This window comes from Streptomyces sp. NPDC005195, assembly GCF_040608315.1.
In the GTDB taxonomy this organism is placed as follows: domain Bacteria; phylum Actinomycetota; class Actinomycetes; order Streptomycetales; family Streptomycetaceae; genus Streptomyces; species Streptomyces kaempferi.
The window spans coordinates 1-15,532 of record NZ_JBEXHZ010000080.1; the positions used below are offsets into that span (position 1 = coordinate 1).

The 15,532-nt window shown below is 67.9% G+C and carries 14 protein-coding genes; 8 read left to right on the top strand and 6 right to left on the bottom strand.

Features of this window, described 5'->3' with window-relative positions:
* The coding region (locus tag ABZV34_RS34180) for a lipoyl domain-containing protein (protein ID WP_356285506.1) at nt 1-325 on the bottom strand (325 nt) is incomplete at its 3' end.
* 10 nt (nt 326-335) lie between these two features.
* Complete coding sequence (locus ABZV34_RS34185) at nt 336-2,525, bottom strand: thiamine pyrophosphate-dependent enzyme (protein ID WP_356285509.1); 2,190 nt, start codon at nt 2,523-2,525, stop codon at nt 336-338.
* Nucleotides 2,526-2,658: 133 nt separating this feature from the next.
* Between ABZV34_RS34185 and ABZV34_RS34190 the strand changes: the two genes are divergently transcribed.
* From ABZV34_RS34190 to ABZV34_RS34200, 3 genes are all read left to right on the top strand, one after another.
* The gene (locus tag ABZV34_RS34190; RefSeq protein WP_356285512.1) at nt 2,659-3,171 is read left to right on the top strand and encodes a VOC family protein; all 513 of its coding nucleotides are present in this window, start codon (nt 2,659-2,661) and stop codon (nt 3,169-3,171) included.
* Nucleotides 3,168-3,851 (top strand): GntR family transcriptional regulator, encoded by a 684-nt coding sequence (locus ABZV34_RS34195; protein WP_356285515.1) that lies wholly within the window; start codon nt 3,168-3,170, stop codon nt 3,849-3,851. The genes ABZV34_RS34190 and ABZV34_RS34195 overlap by 4 nt, the downstream gene beginning before the upstream one ends.
* A gap of 482 nt (nt 3,852-4,333) precedes the next feature.
* Nucleotides 4,334-5,710, top strand: coding sequence for an NADP-dependent succinic semialdehyde dehydrogenase (locus ABZV34_RS34200; RefSeq protein ID WP_356285518.1), 1,377 nt, complete (start codon nt 4,334-4,336; stop codon nt 5,708-5,710).
* 485 nt (nt 5,711-6,195) lie between these two features.
* Here the strand turns inward: ABZV34_RS34200 and ABZV34_RS34205 are convergent, their stop codons facing one another.
* The 4 genes from ABZV34_RS34205 to ABZV34_RS34220 all read right to left on the bottom strand — a co-directional run bounded on the left by ABZV34_RS34205 (nt 6,196) and on the right by ABZV34_RS34220 (nt 10,929).
* Complete coding sequence (locus ABZV34_RS34205; protein WP_356285521.1) at nt 6,196-6,849, bottom strand: enoyl-CoA hydratase/isomerase family protein; 654 nt, start codon at nt 6,847-6,849, stop codon at nt 6,196-6,198.
* Nucleotides 6,850-6,989: 140 nt separating this feature from the next.
* Nucleotides 6,990-8,417 carry a Re/Si-specific NAD(P)(+) transhydrogenase subunit beta gene (gene pntB / locus ABZV34_RS34210; RefSeq protein ID WP_356285542.1) on the bottom strand — a complete coding sequence of 476 codons (1,428 nt, stop codon included), beginning with the start codon at nt 8,415-8,417 and terminating at the stop codon, nt 6,990-6,992.
* A 23-nt stretch (nt 8,418-8,440) separates the two neighbouring features.
* Nucleotides 8,441-10,000 carry a Re/Si-specific NAD(P)(+) transhydrogenase subunit alpha gene (locus ABZV34_RS34215; RefSeq protein WP_356285545.1) on the bottom strand — a complete coding sequence of 520 codons (1,560 nt, stop codon included), beginning with the start codon at nt 9,998-10,000 and terminating at the stop codon, nt 8,441-8,443.
* A 119-nt stretch (nt 10,001-10,119) separates the two neighbouring features.
* On the bottom strand, nt 10,120-10,929 hold the full coding sequence (locus tag ABZV34_RS34220; protein ID WP_356285524.1) for an SDR family oxidoreductase: 810 nt from the start codon (nt 10,927-10,929) through the stop codon (nt 10,120-10,122).
* A gap of 195 nt (nt 10,930-11,124) precedes the next feature.
* Between ABZV34_RS34220 and ABZV34_RS34225 the strand changes: the two genes are divergently transcribed.
* The 5 genes from ABZV34_RS34225 to ABZV34_RS34245 all read left to right on the top strand — a co-directional run.
* Nucleotides 11,125-11,883 carry an FAD synthetase family protein gene (locus ABZV34_RS34225; RefSeq protein ID WP_356285527.1) on the top strand — a complete coding sequence of 253 codons (759 nt, stop codon included), beginning with the start codon at nt 11,125-11,127 and terminating at the stop codon, nt 11,881-11,883.
* 128 nt (nt 11,884-12,011) lie between these two features.
* A complete protein-coding gene (locus ABZV34_RS34230; protein WP_356285530.1) occupies nt 12,012-12,671 on the top strand; it encodes an XRE family transcriptional regulator in 660 nt (219 codons plus the stop codon).
* A 143-nt stretch (nt 12,672-12,814) separates the two neighbouring features.
* Entirely contained in the window at nt 12,815-14,215 is a 1,401-nt protein-coding gene (locus ABZV34_RS34235) for a Xaa-Pro peptidase family protein (protein ID WP_356285533.1), read from the top strand.
* 356 nt (nt 14,216-14,571) lie between these two features.
* Nucleotides 14,572-14,910 carry a hypothetical protein gene (locus ABZV34_RS34240; protein WP_356285536.1) on the top strand — a complete coding sequence of 113 codons (339 nt, stop codon included), beginning with the start codon at nt 14,572-14,574 and terminating at the stop codon, nt 14,908-14,910.
* Nucleotides 14,911-14,951: 41 nt separating this feature from the next.
* On the top strand, nt 14,952-15,532 hold a 581-nt coding region (locus ABZV34_RS34245), incomplete at its 3' end, for a carboxymuconolactone decarboxylase family protein (protein ID WP_356285539.1).

Below are 15,532 nucleotides of genomic sequence, written 5' to 3' on the forward strand. Positions count from 1 at the left end.
GCGCCCACACTTCCCTCGCCGGCGCCGAGGGCGAGGAAGCCGCCCTCGCCGTCACACCGGCACCCACCGAAGCCACCAGGGCGTCAACCTCGGACGCCGACTCGTCCTTTGCCCCCCAGACTGCGATGGGTGTACCCACCGCCACTGTCGTGCCCGCTTCCACCAGGAGGCGCAGGAGTACGCCGTCGCTCTCGGCTTCCACGTCGACCGCGGCCTTCTCGGTCTCCACCGTGAAGATCGTGTCGCCGGCCGCATAGGGGGTGTTCAGGCCGACATTCCAGGATTCCAGGATCGCCTCTGTGATGTTGGCGGCGACCTCGGGCATGCGGAGAACCTCAGCCATTGTTCTGCCCCTGCGTGATCTCGAGGAGCTTGGCGACGACTTCCTCCGTGGAGGCGAACGCGGCACGCTCCAGAACCTTGCTGATGCTCGGCGACGCCTCGCCACCCGTCACGCGCTCGATCGGGGCGTCGAGCCAGTCGAACAGCCGGCGTTGGATCTCGTCCGCGAGCCAGCCGCCGTAGGAGGTGCCGAGAGCGCCCTGCTCGGCGATGAGCACGTTGTTGGTCTTCCTCACGGATTGGGTGATCGTGTCCCAGTCCAGGCTGGCCCGGTCCAGCCAGCGCAGGTCGATGACCTCGGCGTCCACTCCCGTCTGTTCGACGGCGTCCAGAACGGCCTGCGTCGTCGACAGATAGGTGAGGATGGTCAGCGCCGCGCCTTCACGGCGTACGGCGGCCTTGCCGACCGGGAGGTAGTGGTCGTAGTTCTCCGCCAGTCCGGGACCGGTCGAGTTGTACAGATCCACGTGCTCGAGCACCACGACCGGGTCATCACAGGCCAAGGCCGTGTTCATCAGGCCTACGTAGTCGAACGGCGTCGACGGAGCGACTATGCGCCAGCCCGGTGCCGTCGCGAAGATGCCGGCCGGGTCCATCGAGTGCTGTGATCCGTAACCGGTACCCATGGCGACCTTGCTACGCAGGACGAACGGTACCTTGCCCTCACCGCCGAACATGTGGCGGGCTTTCCCGATCTGGTTGAAGAGTTGGTCCGCCGCCACCCACATGAAGTCGGCGTACATGAACTCGACGATCGGGCGGAACCGGCCGTCCAGGGCCAGTCCGCCGCCGAGACCGGCGAACGCGTTCTCCGAGATCGGCGTCGCGAGTACGCGGTCGGGGAACTGCTCGCTCAGGCCTCGGGTGGCACCGTTGGTGCCGCCGTTGAGCTTGTGTACGTCCTCTCCCATCACCACGACGCGAGGATCGGTCTCCAGGCGGCGTCCCATCACCCCGGCGACGGCGCCGATGAACTTGACATCGGTCAAGCCGTCAGCGAAGTCCTCGGCGTCGGTGAACTCGATCTCGGCCAACTCCGACAGGTCGCCCCGGATGCCCTCGTCGACGAAGGCCGGGTCCGGCCACTCCGAGGGCACGATGCGCCGCTCACCCGGCTTGCCGCCCGGCCGCGGTTCCAGGAGGACGTCGCCGAGTTCGGACATCAGAGCCTTGGCGCGCTTGATCGTCTCCGCGACCGCCCGCTTGCTGAGGATTCTGCGTCGCACCAGGTGATCCACGATGGTGTCGATCGGGTCGCGCGCGCGCCACTGCGCTTCCTCTTCCTTGGTGCGATACCGGAACGCCGAGCCGGGAAAGGGACCGTTCTGGTGGAAGTAGCGGTACACGTCGGCTTCGATCATCGTCGGGCCGCCGCCGCTGCGCATATGGGCGAGGGCCTGCTGCGTCACGAGGTGCACAGCCAGCGGATCCATGCCGTCCACCTTCCAGCTCCGGATACCGAAGCCCGGGCCGCGGCCGGACAGCCTTGGCTCGGCGGTGACTTCGGACACGTGGGTGGAGACGGCGTACAGGTTGTTCTCGACGAAGAAGCACAAGGGCAGCGACCACGCGGCCGCGAGATTGAAGGTCTCCAGCGTGGAACCGATGTTGATCGCGCCGTCGCCGAAGAAGGTGAAGGTCACCGCATCAGTGCCGGCCTTCTTGTGGGCCCACGCGGATCCGGCCGCGAGCGGTACCCCGCCACCGACGATCGCGTTGGTCCCGATGGCGCCGGCCTCGTGCCACTGGAGGTGCATGCTGCCGCCTCGCCCGTGGCTGAAGCCCTGGTCCAGTCCGCAGATTTCACGCAGGCTGCGCAGGAGCACGGCCCGCACATCCTCCGGGAACGGCTTCGTGGGATCCAGGCCCTTCGGATACAGATGGGCGAGGACCTTGGCGAGGAACTGGTGATGGCCACGATGTGACCCGTTCACGGTGTCCTCCGAGGCCAGGGCGAAGCACGCACCGACCGCGCCGCCCTCCTGGCCGATGCTGGAGTGCGCGGGGCCGTGGATGAGCCCGTCCGCGGCAAGCTCCAGGACGTACTCCTCGAAGGTCCTGATCAGCACCAGCTGACTGAACATGCCCGTCAAGAGGTCGGGAGCCGCGGCGTCCCAGTCGTCCTGAGTGACGACGAACTCCGACCACGCGGCCTTCGCTTCGAGTGTGTGTTCCGCAGGCATCGGGAGCCCCCTTCAATAGGTCCGGAGTGCGCCCGACCCTGCCACACAGTTGGATCCAATTTCAAGACTCCGCTCGACTTTCACTGCCGCAGGCGCCACCATGAGGACTGTTTGTATCCAAAGGAGGAAGATCATGGCTCTACCTGGCCTCATGCGCCTGGACCATGTCGGATTCACGGTGCCGGACCTCGAGCAGGCACACACGTGGCTCGTGGACGTCCTGGGTTGTGAGTACCTGTACTCGCTCGGCCCGTTCAGCTCGGCAGACGACTGGATGCCGGAGCACCTGAACGTGGACGCGCGCGCGGTCATGCGCCAACTGCGCTTCTACCGGTGTGGCGACCAGGCCGTGTTCGAGGTCTTCGAGTACCGAACGGAGGTGCAGCAGAAGGTCGTCCCGCGCAACAGTGACGTCGGCGGTCACCACGTCGCCCTGTACGTCGAGGACCTGGATGAGGCCGTGTCGTTCCTGAGAGCGAGGGACGTTCCCGTGCTGGGCGACCCGACCGTCAGCGCCGGACCGTCGCAGGGGCAGCGGTGGGTCTACTTCCTCTCCCCGTGGGGAATGCAGTTCGAGCTGGTGTCTTATCCTGGCGGCAAGGCCTTCGACCGCGACCCGTCAACGTTCAGAGGTGACCGCTCTTGACTCCTGAGCACGCTCGCGATCCGCGCGGGTCGGACAGTGTCAGCAGTCAGCGCATCGCCGGCACCCTCCGCGAGGAGATCCTCGCCGGCGAGCTGACTCCCGGCACGTGGCTGCGCCAGGACGAACTCGCGGAGCGCCTCGGCACGAGCCGGATCCCGGTCCGCGAAGCGCTGCGGATCCTGGAGTCCGAGGGTCTCGCCGAGTCGTTCCCCAATCGGGGGTCGCGGGTTCCGGTGCTCAGCCTCGAGGACGTGAACACGTACTACCGGATGCGCGAGCGACTCGAGCCGCTGACCCTCGCCGAGAGTCTTCCCCATCTCACTGATCACCACCTCGCCCGCCTGGAACGCATCCAGGACGAGATCGAGAGCCAGAACGACGTCAACCGGTTCCTTCTTCTGGATCGCGACTTCCACATGGCGACCTACGCGGGGTGTCCCAGCGACCACCTGCTGGCCATGACAGAGCGGCTCTGGAACTCCACCCAGCACTATCGCCGTGCGTTCATGGTGCTCACGGACCCCGACCGGGCCACGATCGTCAACGCCGAACACCGGCTGATCCTCGATGCCGTGCGGCGCCGCGACCCTGAGGACGGTGAGCGGTACCTCACGGGGCACATCCGCCGCACGAGGGTCGAACTCACGGCCCACTCCGAACTCTTCGCCGAAAAGCGGTGACGCGGGGCGGACTCCCGCAACGGCGTCCGCACCAAAACCGTGCCGCCCAAGAGCGCGCCAACCGGGGCAGGCCTTCTCAAGTTCCCTCCTGAGCGCCTGACTCGGGGAGGGGATGCCGACGCGCGTGCCCCGGACTGGGCGCGCGCGGACCGTCCCGTGGTGCGCGGCGTGCGAAGAAGCGTCCGCTTCAGCCATCGACCCTGGGAACCACGGGTTTACGGAGCCTGCGACGCCTCGCAGCCGAACAGTCGAGCAGCTGGAGACCGCGACGGCCGTCCCTCCCCTGTGCGCCCGAGCTACGCAGCCAGCCCTCTCAGCGCACCGTGAACTGTTCCCAGATGGGCACGCGCCCCAGAGATTGTATCCAACTGACGGCGAGTGGAAGGGATCACCCCGCATTCCCCTTGGCACACCATTTCCGCGAACCCTACGATGGATCCAATCAAGACTCATAGAAGGCTCCACACCACAAGGAGAGCGCCGTGCCCATCGCTACTGTCAATCCCGCTACCGGTGAGCTCATCGAAGAGTTCGCTTCACTCACGAAGGAACAGGTCGATCAGCGGCTGACGCGAGCGGAGGCCGCGGTCGCGACACTGCGGGCAACCGACTTCGACACTCGCGCCCGGTGGATGCGGGCAGCCGCCGACCTGGTCGAGGCCGAGGCAGCCGACACGGCGCGCATGCTCACGATCGAGATGGGCAAGCCGATCACGCAAGCGCGCGGGGAGGTCCTCAAGTGCGCTTACGCGATGCGGTTCTACGCCGACAACGCCGAAAGCCTGCTGGCCGACCAGCCACTCGCTGACCCGAGCACGGTCTCAGCTTCGGCCGCCTACACCTGCTACGAGCCGCTCGGCGTCGTCCTGGCCGTGATGCCGTGGAACTATCCCATGTGGCAGGTGATTCGCTTCGCCGCGCCCGCGCTGATGGCCGGCAACGTCGGCCTGCTCAAGCATGCCTCGAACGTGCCGCAGTCCGCGATGTATCTCGACCAGCTCTTCGAACGAGCGGGCTTCCCCGTCGGGTCGTTCCAGACGCTCCTCATCGGAGCGGCCGACGTCGAAGCAGTCCTCCGCGACCGGCGCGTCGCCGCCGCGACGTTGACCGGTTCGGAGCCGGCCGGCCGGTCGGTCGCCGCCGTCGCGGGCTCCGAGGTGAAGAAGGTCGTGCTGGAGTTGGGTGGGTCCGACCCGTTCATCGTGCTGCCTTCCGCCGACATCCGCGCGGCCGCCCGCACCGCCGTGACCGCTCGTACGACCAACAACGGTCAGTCCTGCATCGCGGCCAAGCGGTTCATCGTCCACACGGAGGTGTACGAGGAGTTCGTCGAGGCCTTCGTCGCGGGCATGAAGGCGCTGACCGTCGGCGACCCGCTCGACGAGGGGACCGAGATCGGGCCGATCGCCACTCAGTCCGGCCGGCGCGAGCTCGCCGACCTCGTCGGCGACGCCGTCGCGAAGGGTGCCGTCCTGCGGTGCGGCGGGTCGGCGGTCGGAACCGAGGGGTGGTTCTTCGAGCCGGCCGTGCTGGAGGAGGTCACCGCCGAGATGCGTGTGTACCGGGAGGAGGCCTTCGGCCCGTTGGCAGTGGTCCACCGGGTCGACGACGTCGAGCAGGCCGTGAAGCTCGCCAACGACTCGTCCTTCGGCCTGAGTTCGTCGGTGTGGACGACCGACCCGGACGAGGAGCGGTTCCTGATCAGCCGTCTCGCGGCCGGTGCCGTCTTCGTCAACGGTATGACCGTCTCCTACCCCCAGCTGCCCTTCGGCGGCATCAAGGACTCCGGTATCGGCCGCGAACTCGCCGCGGAAGGCATCCGGGAGTTCTGCAACCTCAAGACGGTCTGGAAGGGCTGACGGGAAGCGTCGGTTTCCTCGGGCTGTGCGCAAGGGGCCTGGCATCGCCTGTCGGCTCCTCGCGCACCGTCACGAGGTCATCCGGCCTGGCCCCTTCCCGCGCCGCTCTCTGAGCCGGCCGACGCACGGTCCTGATCGCCGGGATCGCCCCCGGTCGGCACCGCGGCCGCACCACGGGACTCGTCGCCGGCTCCTCCGCGGACAACCAGGCCCTGTCCGTCGTCGCCTACTCCGCGCGGGGTGGCAGGGGCACGCGACTCACGACCCGCAGGCCGCACCAGCCACACAAACCACGCAACCTCGCCCTTGCGGACGAGGTTGCGGGAGGCGTTCCGGTCGGCGTGGGCAGCGGCACCGCGGTTCCGGCGGACGGAGAGGGACCGGCTTTCTGGTGCCGAGTCAGCTGTGGGCCGTACGCCCAGGTCGCGGTGATCGGGCATACCGCAAGGATCAGCGCACGTCACCCTGACGACAGCGCCAAGTGTTCAGCGGCTGAAGAGCTCGGTGAATCGTGACAGCGACGCGTCGAACGCGTCGTCGTACGACATCGAGGCGAACTCGTAGACGGAGCGACGGCCAGGGGCACCCGCACCGGCCGCCCTCAGTGCCTTGTCGAGCCACTCCCGGGCGACCTCAGCTGCTCGGCCTGCCTCGACCACGGCCTGCACGAGACCGACCTCTCGGGCCCTCGCGGCGGTGAACGGCTCGCCGGAACCTATGTTCTCCATCGCCACGCGCGGCCCGAGCCGGTGGATGAGGGGAACTTGCGCGATCATCGGCCACATCCCGGCGCTGACCTCCATCGTGCCGATTCGCGCGCTGTCCACCGCGACGGCGAAGTCGCAGGCCGCGACGAACGAGGCACCCCCGGCAAGCGCGTCGCCGTTGACGGCGGCCGCGACAGCCAATCCCAGACGAGGGAAGATCCGGAGGGTCTCCATCAACGCCTTGCCGAACAGAGCCGGGTCCGCACCCGCCCTGATGGCACCGATGTCGAGACCGCCGCAGAAGGTGTCACCCGCGCCGGTGAGCAGGACGGCGCGGATGTCCGGGTTGTCGTCGCACTCCTGCAACCGGGTGCGGATGTCGGTCAGCATGCCCGGGTTCAGCAGGTTCCGCTCGCCGTTGCGAATGGTCAAGACGCTGATGGCGCCGACCACTTCTTGCTCTACGGCGCCGCTCCAGACGCTGTCCTCGCCATTCATCATCCGAGTCCTCTCACTTGGTTCTGGTCTGTTTGTCGAAAACGGCGCGTCACTACTGGGTTCGCGCCCGGGTGTCAGAGGACTCGGAGAATGTCTTCGACGCGGTCCTTGGCGTCGCCGAAGAGCATGGCGGAGTTCTCACGGTAGAAGAGCGGGTTCTGGACGCCGGCGTACCCGGAGGCCATGGAGCGTTTGAAGACGATGACGTTCTCGGCGTTCCAGACCTGGAGGACGGGCATCCCGGCGATGGGTGAGGCCGGGTCCTCGGCAGCGGCGGGATTGACGGTGTCGTTGGCCCCGATGACGAGGACGACGGTGGTGTCGTCGAAGTCGTCGTTGATCTCGTCCATCTCCAGCACGATGTCGTAGGGGACCTTGGCCTCGGCGAGCAGGACGTTCATGTGGCCCGGCAGCCGGCCCGCGACCGGGTGGATGCCGAAGCGCACGTCGACGTTTCGGTCCCTGAGTTTGCGGGTCAGCTCGGCGACGCCGTACTGGGCCTGGGCCACGGCCATGCCGTAGCCGGGGGTGATGATCACCGAGTTGGCGGACCCGAGGAGCTCGGCGGCCCGCTCGGCGGTGATCTCGCGGTGCTCGCCGTAGTCCTTGTCGTCGGCCGGGCCGGCCTCGATGCCGAACCCGCCGGCGATCACGGAGAGGAAGGACCGGTTCATCGCCTTGCACATGACGGCGGACAGGTAGGCACCCGAGGAGCCGACCAGGGCGCCGGTGATGATCAGCAGGTCGTTCTCCAGCAGGAATCCCGACGCCGCGGCAGCCCAGCCGGAGTAGGAGTTCAGCATCGACACCACGACCGGCATGTCACCGCCGCCGATCGAGGCGACCAAGTGCCAGCCCAGGGCCAGCGCGACGATCGTGACCGCGATCAGCAGCCACAGCGTCGGGTCGATCACGAACCACGTGGTCAGCACCGCGAACGCGGCCAGGGCACCGAGGTTGAGGTAGTTCTTGCCGGGCAGCATCAGCGGGGACGACTTGATCCGTGCCGAGAGCTTGAGGAACGCCACGATCGAGCCGGTGAAGGTGACCGCGCCGATGAAGACGCCGATGAACACCTCGGCGGAATGGATCCCGAGCAGCTCCTGGGCCTCCAGCACCTTGGCCTCGGCACTGACCGTGCCGTCCAGGCTGGACTCGACGTGCAGGTAGCCGTTCCAGCCCACCAGCACCGCGGCCAGACCCACGAAGGAGTGCAGCAAGGCGATCAGCTCGGGCATCCCGGTCATCTCCACGACCCGGGCCCGCCACAGGCCTGTCGCGGCACCGACTGCCATGGCGCCGATCATCAACGCCAGACCGACTCCGGAGATGTCACGGTGGACCGCCAGCGCGATCGTCGCGGCCAGGGCCACCGCCATGCCGCCGACGCCATAGGTCTTGCCGGCCTTGGCGGTCTCGTGATGGGACAGCCCGGCCAGCGCCAGGATGAAAAGCAGGGCCGCGACGATGTAGGCCGCTGCCGCGGCGGTGTCGACAGTCATCAGATCAGACATGACAGGGCCCCTCAGCTTCTCGAGAACATGGAGAGCATCCGGCGGGTCACGGCGAAGCCACCGAAGATGTTGACCGAGGCCAGCAGGATCGCGATGGTCGACAGCACCGTGACCGCGTCGCCGTTCGGGGTCTCACCGTGCCCGATCTGCAGCAGGGCGCCGACCACGATGATCCCCGAGATCGCGTTGGTCACGCTCATCAGAGGCGTGTGCAGGGCGTGGTGCACTTTCCCGATCACGTAGTAGCCGATCACGATCGCCAGCGCGAACACCGTCAGGTGTCCGAGCAGCGCCGACGGGGACAGGGCCGTCAGCAGGAACAACGCCGTGGCGCCGGCACCGACTGCCGTGTAGCGCCGCCGGGTGGACATCGGTGACTTGGTCTGGGGACCGGCCTGCTTCACCTCAGCGGGTGCCGAGGCGGAAGCGGTCGCCGGAGCGGCGGACACCTGGACCGGGGGGGGCGGCCAGGTCGACTCGCCGTCGCGCACCACGGTCATCGACCGCTGCACCACGTCGTCGAAGTCCAGAACCAGCCGGCCGTCCCTGTCCGGGGTCATCAGCTTGATCAGGTTGACCAGGTTGGTGCCGTACAGCTGGGACGCCTGCGCGGGCAACCGGCCGGGCAGGTCGGTGTAGCCGATGATCGTCACCCCGTTGGCCGTGACCACCGCCTCGTCCTTGACCATGCCCTCGACGTTGCCGCCGCTCGCGGCGGCCATGTCCACGATGACGCTGCCCGACCTCATCGAGGCCACCATCTCCGCGGTGATCAGCGTCGGCGCGGGCCGGCCCGGGATCTGTGCCGTCGTGATCACGATGTCCATCTCGGCGGTCCGGTCGGTGTACAGCTGGGCCGCGCGGGTGTTGTAGTCCTGCGACATCTCCTTGGCGTAACCCGTCGCCGACACCTCCAGCTCGCCGGCGTCCTCGGGCTCGACCGAGAGGTACTCGCCACCCAGCGACCTGACCTGCTCGGCGACCTCCGGCCGCGGGTCGGTGGCGTACACGACGGCACCGAGGCTTCCCGCCGCACCGATCGCGGCCAGTCCTGCCACCCCCGCACCGCAGACCAGGACCTTGGCCGGCGGCACCTTGCCCGCGGCCGTCACCTGGCCGGTGAAGAACCGGCCGAAGGCATGAGCTGCCTCGACGACCGCCCGGTAGCCCGCGATGTTCGCCATCGACGACAACACGTCCAATGACTGCGCCCGCGAGATGCGGGGCACCGCATCCATCGCCAACGCCGTGATCGGCCGCTTCGTCAGGTCCTCCACCAGCGCGGGGTTCAGCGCCGGGCTCATGATGCCGACGACCGTCGCACCCGGCTTCAATCCGTCCAACTGCTCCGTCGAGAGGGCGTTCACCCCGAGCACGACGTCCGCTGCCAGCGGGTCACCGATGCGCGCACCGGCCTCGGCATACGCCTCGTCCGGGAGTCTCGACAATGCGCCGGCCCCCGGCTCCACCACGATGTCGTACCCCAGCTTCACCAGCTGGACCACCGTGGCGGGAGTCGCGGCAACGCGCGTCTCGCCGCGGCGGGCTTCGCTCACGATTCCGATCAACATTCCCATGACTCCAGGCTGTCGATGTTGCAGAGCACTCGGCGGACCCTCGGGTACGCAAACCAGGAGCGCCATCCAAGGTGAGTGCGGACCCTGGATGGCGCTTGCCCTGGTGCCCGGGATCAGGCGACGGGCTTCGACAGCCCGCCGTCGACGCGCAGCACCTGACCGGTCACATAGGAGGCGTCATCGGACGCCAGGAACGCCGCCGCGGCGCCGATCTCGGCGGGCTCGGCCCAGCGGTCGAGGCGAATGCCGAGCCCCTTGGCCATGCCGGCCTGCACCTCTTCGGCGCTCTTGCCCTGCTGCTTGCCCATGGCCTCGGTCTTGGTGAGCCAGCCCTCGGTCCGCGTCATTCCGGGGGAGATCGCGTTGACCCGGATGTTGCTGGCACCCGCCTCGGTCGCCAGGTAGCTCGTGAGCGCGACCACGCCCGCGTTCACGATGGCCGTGGGGCCGGTGTTGGGAATCACCGCGTGTGCGGTGGCGCCGACGACGTTGACGATGTTGCCCCTGCCGTTGCGGCTCAGGAACGGGAGCGCGGCCTGCGAGACGCGCAGGAAGCCGATCAGCTTCGTGTCGAAGGCCGCCGCGACGACCGTCGCGTCGACGCCCTCCAGGGTGGACGGCGCGAGCTGCGGCCCCGCGTTGTTCACGAGGATGTCGATGCTGCCCTGCCACGCGTGCACCTCGGCCAGCGCGCTGTTGACGGAGTCCGCGTCGGTGACGTCCATGACGACAGGGAGTACGTCCCCGGCGCCGGCTCCATCGGTGAGACGACCGGCCGCGGCCTTGACGGCCGCTTCGTCCCTGGCCGCGATCGCCACCTTGGCGCCACGCTCAAGCAGCGCCTGGGCGATGGCGAAGCCCAGGCCTCGACTACCACCGGTCACGAAAGCCGTGCGGCCCTCCAAGTTCCAACCTGCGACCATGTTCGGTTCCTCCAGTGAGTGCGCTTCGTTGCTTCTGCCAGAGAGTGGACCGAAGCGCCGAGGCCGCTGCAAGCACGGCTAACGCGGGTTTCACACGCGAATCGTGGGGCCGCCTCGCGCTTTCCGAACGGCTAACAGCGCGAGGCACACACTGGCCTGCGCTCAGCCGCTCCGAGGCTGAAGGAGAGGTGAGTGATGGAGGTCCTCAGCATCGCGATACCCCGCGGGAAACGGGACACCGGCAGTCGCCGCACCGCGGGAACAGGCTCACGCGCCAATGTCGCGCTCGGAACCTTCGACGGCGTTCACCTCGGCCACCGTCAGGTCCTGCGCGGGTGCGACACAGTGCTCACCTTCGACCCTCATCCCATGCAGGTGCTCGCGCCACACCAGGTACCGGGCCTGCTGAGCGATCGCCGGCGGAAACTCCAGAAGCTCGGCGCCTTGGGGATCCGGCGCGTGGCGATCGTCCCGTTCGACCACGCCTGGTCACGCCTGTCCGCCGAGGATTTCGTCGAAGGCGTCCTTGTCGACCGGCTGGGTGCGGAGTCCGTCAGTGTCGGCCAGGGCTTTCGATTCGGCGCCCGGGGCGCCGGGACGACAACCACTTTCGATCAGTATCCCGAGCTGAGCACCCGGGTCGTCCCGCTCGTCAGGCGGGGCCCGGCCGGTGAGCCGATCTCATCGACACGCATCCGCCGGCTGATCTTCGACGGCGACGTGGAAGAGGCCGCCGACCTGCTGGGAGCCTCCCACGCGCTTCCCGCGGTCGTTGGCGATGAGGGCCGGCTGCTGATCTCGTCCGAGTTCGCGCGCCCCGCACCGGGGCTCTATCTCGGCTACGTCGACCGTCACCCTCACACGCTTCGCGTGTGTCAGGACCGGAACATCACGATCATGAGCTCAGCACGGACCGGTACCCACGCCGAGGTGACGTTCGTGAAGCGAGCCTGATGCGGCCGAGCACTGCCGAACACCTTCCCCCTCGTTTAGTATTACTGCACAGCAGCCTCGGGCAACGTCCGACGTCTGTCGACGACTGCCCGCATGCCGCATGCGGGGATCGAGGAGGGAACACACCCGTGGAGACCGAGGCACGCGCCCGCTTGCGCACCGCTCGCACCGAGGCCAAGCTCAGCGTTCGTGAACTGAGTCGCCGCGTCGGCATCTCACCGAGCATGTTGTCCCAGATCGAGAACGGGCACTGCGAACCCTCGGTGGCCACCCTCTACGCCCTGGTGTCCGAACTCTCGATCTCGTTCGACCAACTCCTCGGCGGACCGGGGACGGATCACCGTCCCGGCCCACCGGCGGCCCCTGCGTCGCCCGTCGCGACGCCCGTCGTGACGCCCGAGAAACGGGCTGTCCTCGTCATGGACAGCGGTGTCACCTGGGAGCGGCTCACGCCCAGCCCTGACCCGCTCGTCGACGCGCTGCTCGTGACCTACCCACCCGGCAGCAGCTCCTCCACGAACGGAGGACTGATGAGTCACCATGGACGGGAGTACGGCTTCCTGATGTCGGGGCGCCTGACCGTCCGCCTCGGGTTCGAGACCCACCACCTCGAACCCGGCTCGTCCATCAGCTTCGACTCCGCGGTCCCCCACCTGTACGTGAACGAGAGCGACGAGCCGGCGAGCGGCCTGTGGCATGTGATCGCCGGCGGCGGCGGTGCGCCGGGAACCGAGAGCCCGGCCCCCGTCTGGCGTCCCATGGACGCGCGGGGAGAGGGCCGCTCGTAACGAGCGGGCCCCGCGCCACCGATGGTTGACGCCGCCCACCCTCCAGGTGTTAAGTCACACTGAACACGCGGCACCATGCGGAGTGCAGACGGTGCGCGTGCGTCTCCCCTACCCGCAACTGTCCGCCTGGCAAAGGACTTGTGATGGCGATACCGACCTTTGGACCGAATGCAGTCGACTGGGAAACCCGAGTCGACATGGGCAGGCTCCGCGACGAGCGGCTGGCCCGTCTGCGCGCGTCGTTGGAGCAGTCCGACCTCGGCGCCGTCCTGGCCTTCGACTTCGCCAACATCCGCTACATGACCTCGACCAACATCGGCACATGGGCGATCGACAAGATGATCCGCTTCTCCCTGCTGGTCAGGGGAGGCGAGCCGATCGTCTGGGACTTCGGTTCAGCCGCCAAGCACCACCAGCTGTACAACCCCTGGCTGGACTACTCCAAAGCCCACTCCGACGGCGATCCGCACGGAGCCCACCACGGCGCCGACGCCCGCAACCCGAGCGGCGCCCGCGCCGGCATCTCGACCTTGCGTGGCGCCATCAACCCCCTCGTCGGGATGGCCGACTCCGTCGCCCGGAAGATCAAGCACGAGCTCGAGCTCTACGGCCTCCTGGACGAGCCGCTCGGCGTCGACGTCATCGAGCTCCCGGTCCTGATGGCCCTGCAGAACGCGGGCATCACGGTGGTGGACGGCCAGCAGGTGTTCCTGGAGGCCCGGCGCATCAAGACACGTGACGAGATCCATCTGCTCACCCACGCCTGCTCGATGGTCGACGCCGCCTACGAGAACCTCTACGAGTTCCTCCGGCCGGGTGTGCGCGAGAACGAGTGCGTGGGTGTGGTGGCCAAGACTCTCTACGACCTCGGCTCGGAGTTCGTCGAAGGGGTCAACGCGATCTCCGGGGAGCGGTGCGCACCGCACCCCCACGTCTTCTCGGACCGCATCGTGCGGCCAGGCGATCCCGCGTTCTTCGACATCCTGCACAGCTACAACGGCTATCGGACCTGCTACTACCGTACGTTCGCCGTCGGCAGCGCCTCCTCCGCCCAACGCGACGCCTATACACGGTGCCGTGAGTACATGGACGAGGCGATCAGCCTCGTCCGACCCGGAGCCACGACGGCCGACATCGTGTCGGTGTGGCCGACGGCGCAGGAGTTCGGGTTCGCCGACGAGGAAGCGGCCTTCGCGCTCCAGTACGGCCATGGTGTCGGGCTGTCGATCTGGGAGAAGCCGGTGTTCTCCAGGCTGGTGTCCCTCGAACACCCCGAGGTGCTCGAAGAGGGCATGGTGTTCGCGCTGGAGACCTACTGGCCGTCGAAGGACGGCTGGGGCGCTGCCCGGATCGAGGAGGAGCTCGTGGTGACCGCGGACGGGTGCGAGGTGATCACCAAGTTCCCGGCGGAGGAGCTTCTCGTCGCCGGCCAGCGCTACTTCACCGTCTCGGGACCGCTGTCGACCCAGCGTGACTCCCAGTCGCATCTCAACACCCCCGCCGGAACCCGGTCCAGCCACAAGAACGACGCCGCCGCCCTCTGACCGGACGGTTGTACCCCGCCCATTGGCCCAGGTGGACGCGAGCCGCCGACGCCTCCCGATGGGGCAGGGCACGTGAAGGGGTTTCTCCGCAGGGAGCACGTGCGTCTCCCCCAGTGCCTCCGAGTGGGTGGGGCCGAGTACGCGGAGACGCGGCACACGCACCCGCCGGCCGCCTCGCCGGTCGGCGGGACGGTGCCGGTACCGCCGCCCGGCCTGTCGGACACGGTGCGGCCTCGGCCCGAGCGGGCAAGGTCAACACGCTGTGCCACACACGATGAGTTTCACCCGGTCCGTGGCTCATCGGCCCGTCGACGGTGCGGCCGCTGCCCAGCGGGTCTCCAGAGTTGAAGGACGCAATGAGCCTGCCCGAACAAGACCCCCGAGCGAAGACTCCCCCTGTCGCCTGGAGTGTGGCGCTGCGCGGTGCCGTACGAGGCAAGGCAGTGGCACAGACGACCACGGCCGCCCTGATAGTCGGGTCGACTCTGTTCATGGTCAACCTGTACTCGCAGGTCCGGGAGGCCCCGTTCACGTGGGCACTCACGGCTCGCGTCGCCCTGACCTTCCTCGTGCCGTGGTTCAACGCCACGATGGGAATCGTGATCGGCCTGCGGAAGTCCGACGCTTCACCGCATCGCCGGCCCGGGCCTGCAGACAGGGCCACACTCCAGGAGTCCGCCCCGCCCTCCCCCTGAACTTGCCGATTCCCGGCAGGACCCGTCGAAAGGTAATTCTCGTGTCTCTGGTGCCGATCCTCGCATCCGATCAGTTCTCATCCGTCGACCAACCCGCCCTCGCACAGGGGGTGAACATGTACGGCGACGTGCTGAACACCTGGGCAGGTATCGGAAACAGCCCCGGCCTGCTCGCCAAGTACCTTCCGTTCCTCGGGCAGCTCAACGGCCCGGGCGCGCTGGAGCAGCGCATCAAGGAACTGGTCGCCGTACGCATCGCCGTGCTCAACCACTGCCGCTACACCGCGAGTCACCGCTGCACGTCCGCGCTGGCCAAGGGGGTGGAGCTCGATGAGCTCGCGGCCGTTGCGAGCGGCGAGCTCAAAGGCTTCACCGAGCAGGAGCGACTGGCGCTTCAGCTGGCCGAGGAAATGACGGTCGCCCTTCCGAAGGCCCCCGTGGAAAGCAGCCCCACGGGCGTGTCAGCGTCTGTCCGCGACGACGTGCAGCGCATGTTCGACGCACCGGAGCTGGTGGAACTCGTCATGTGCATCAGCATGTGGAACGCGTTGTCACGCTTCCACCGTGTGATGGCCTTCGAGCTCGACATGCCGGAGGCACCCGCACCTGTGGCAGCCTGGCT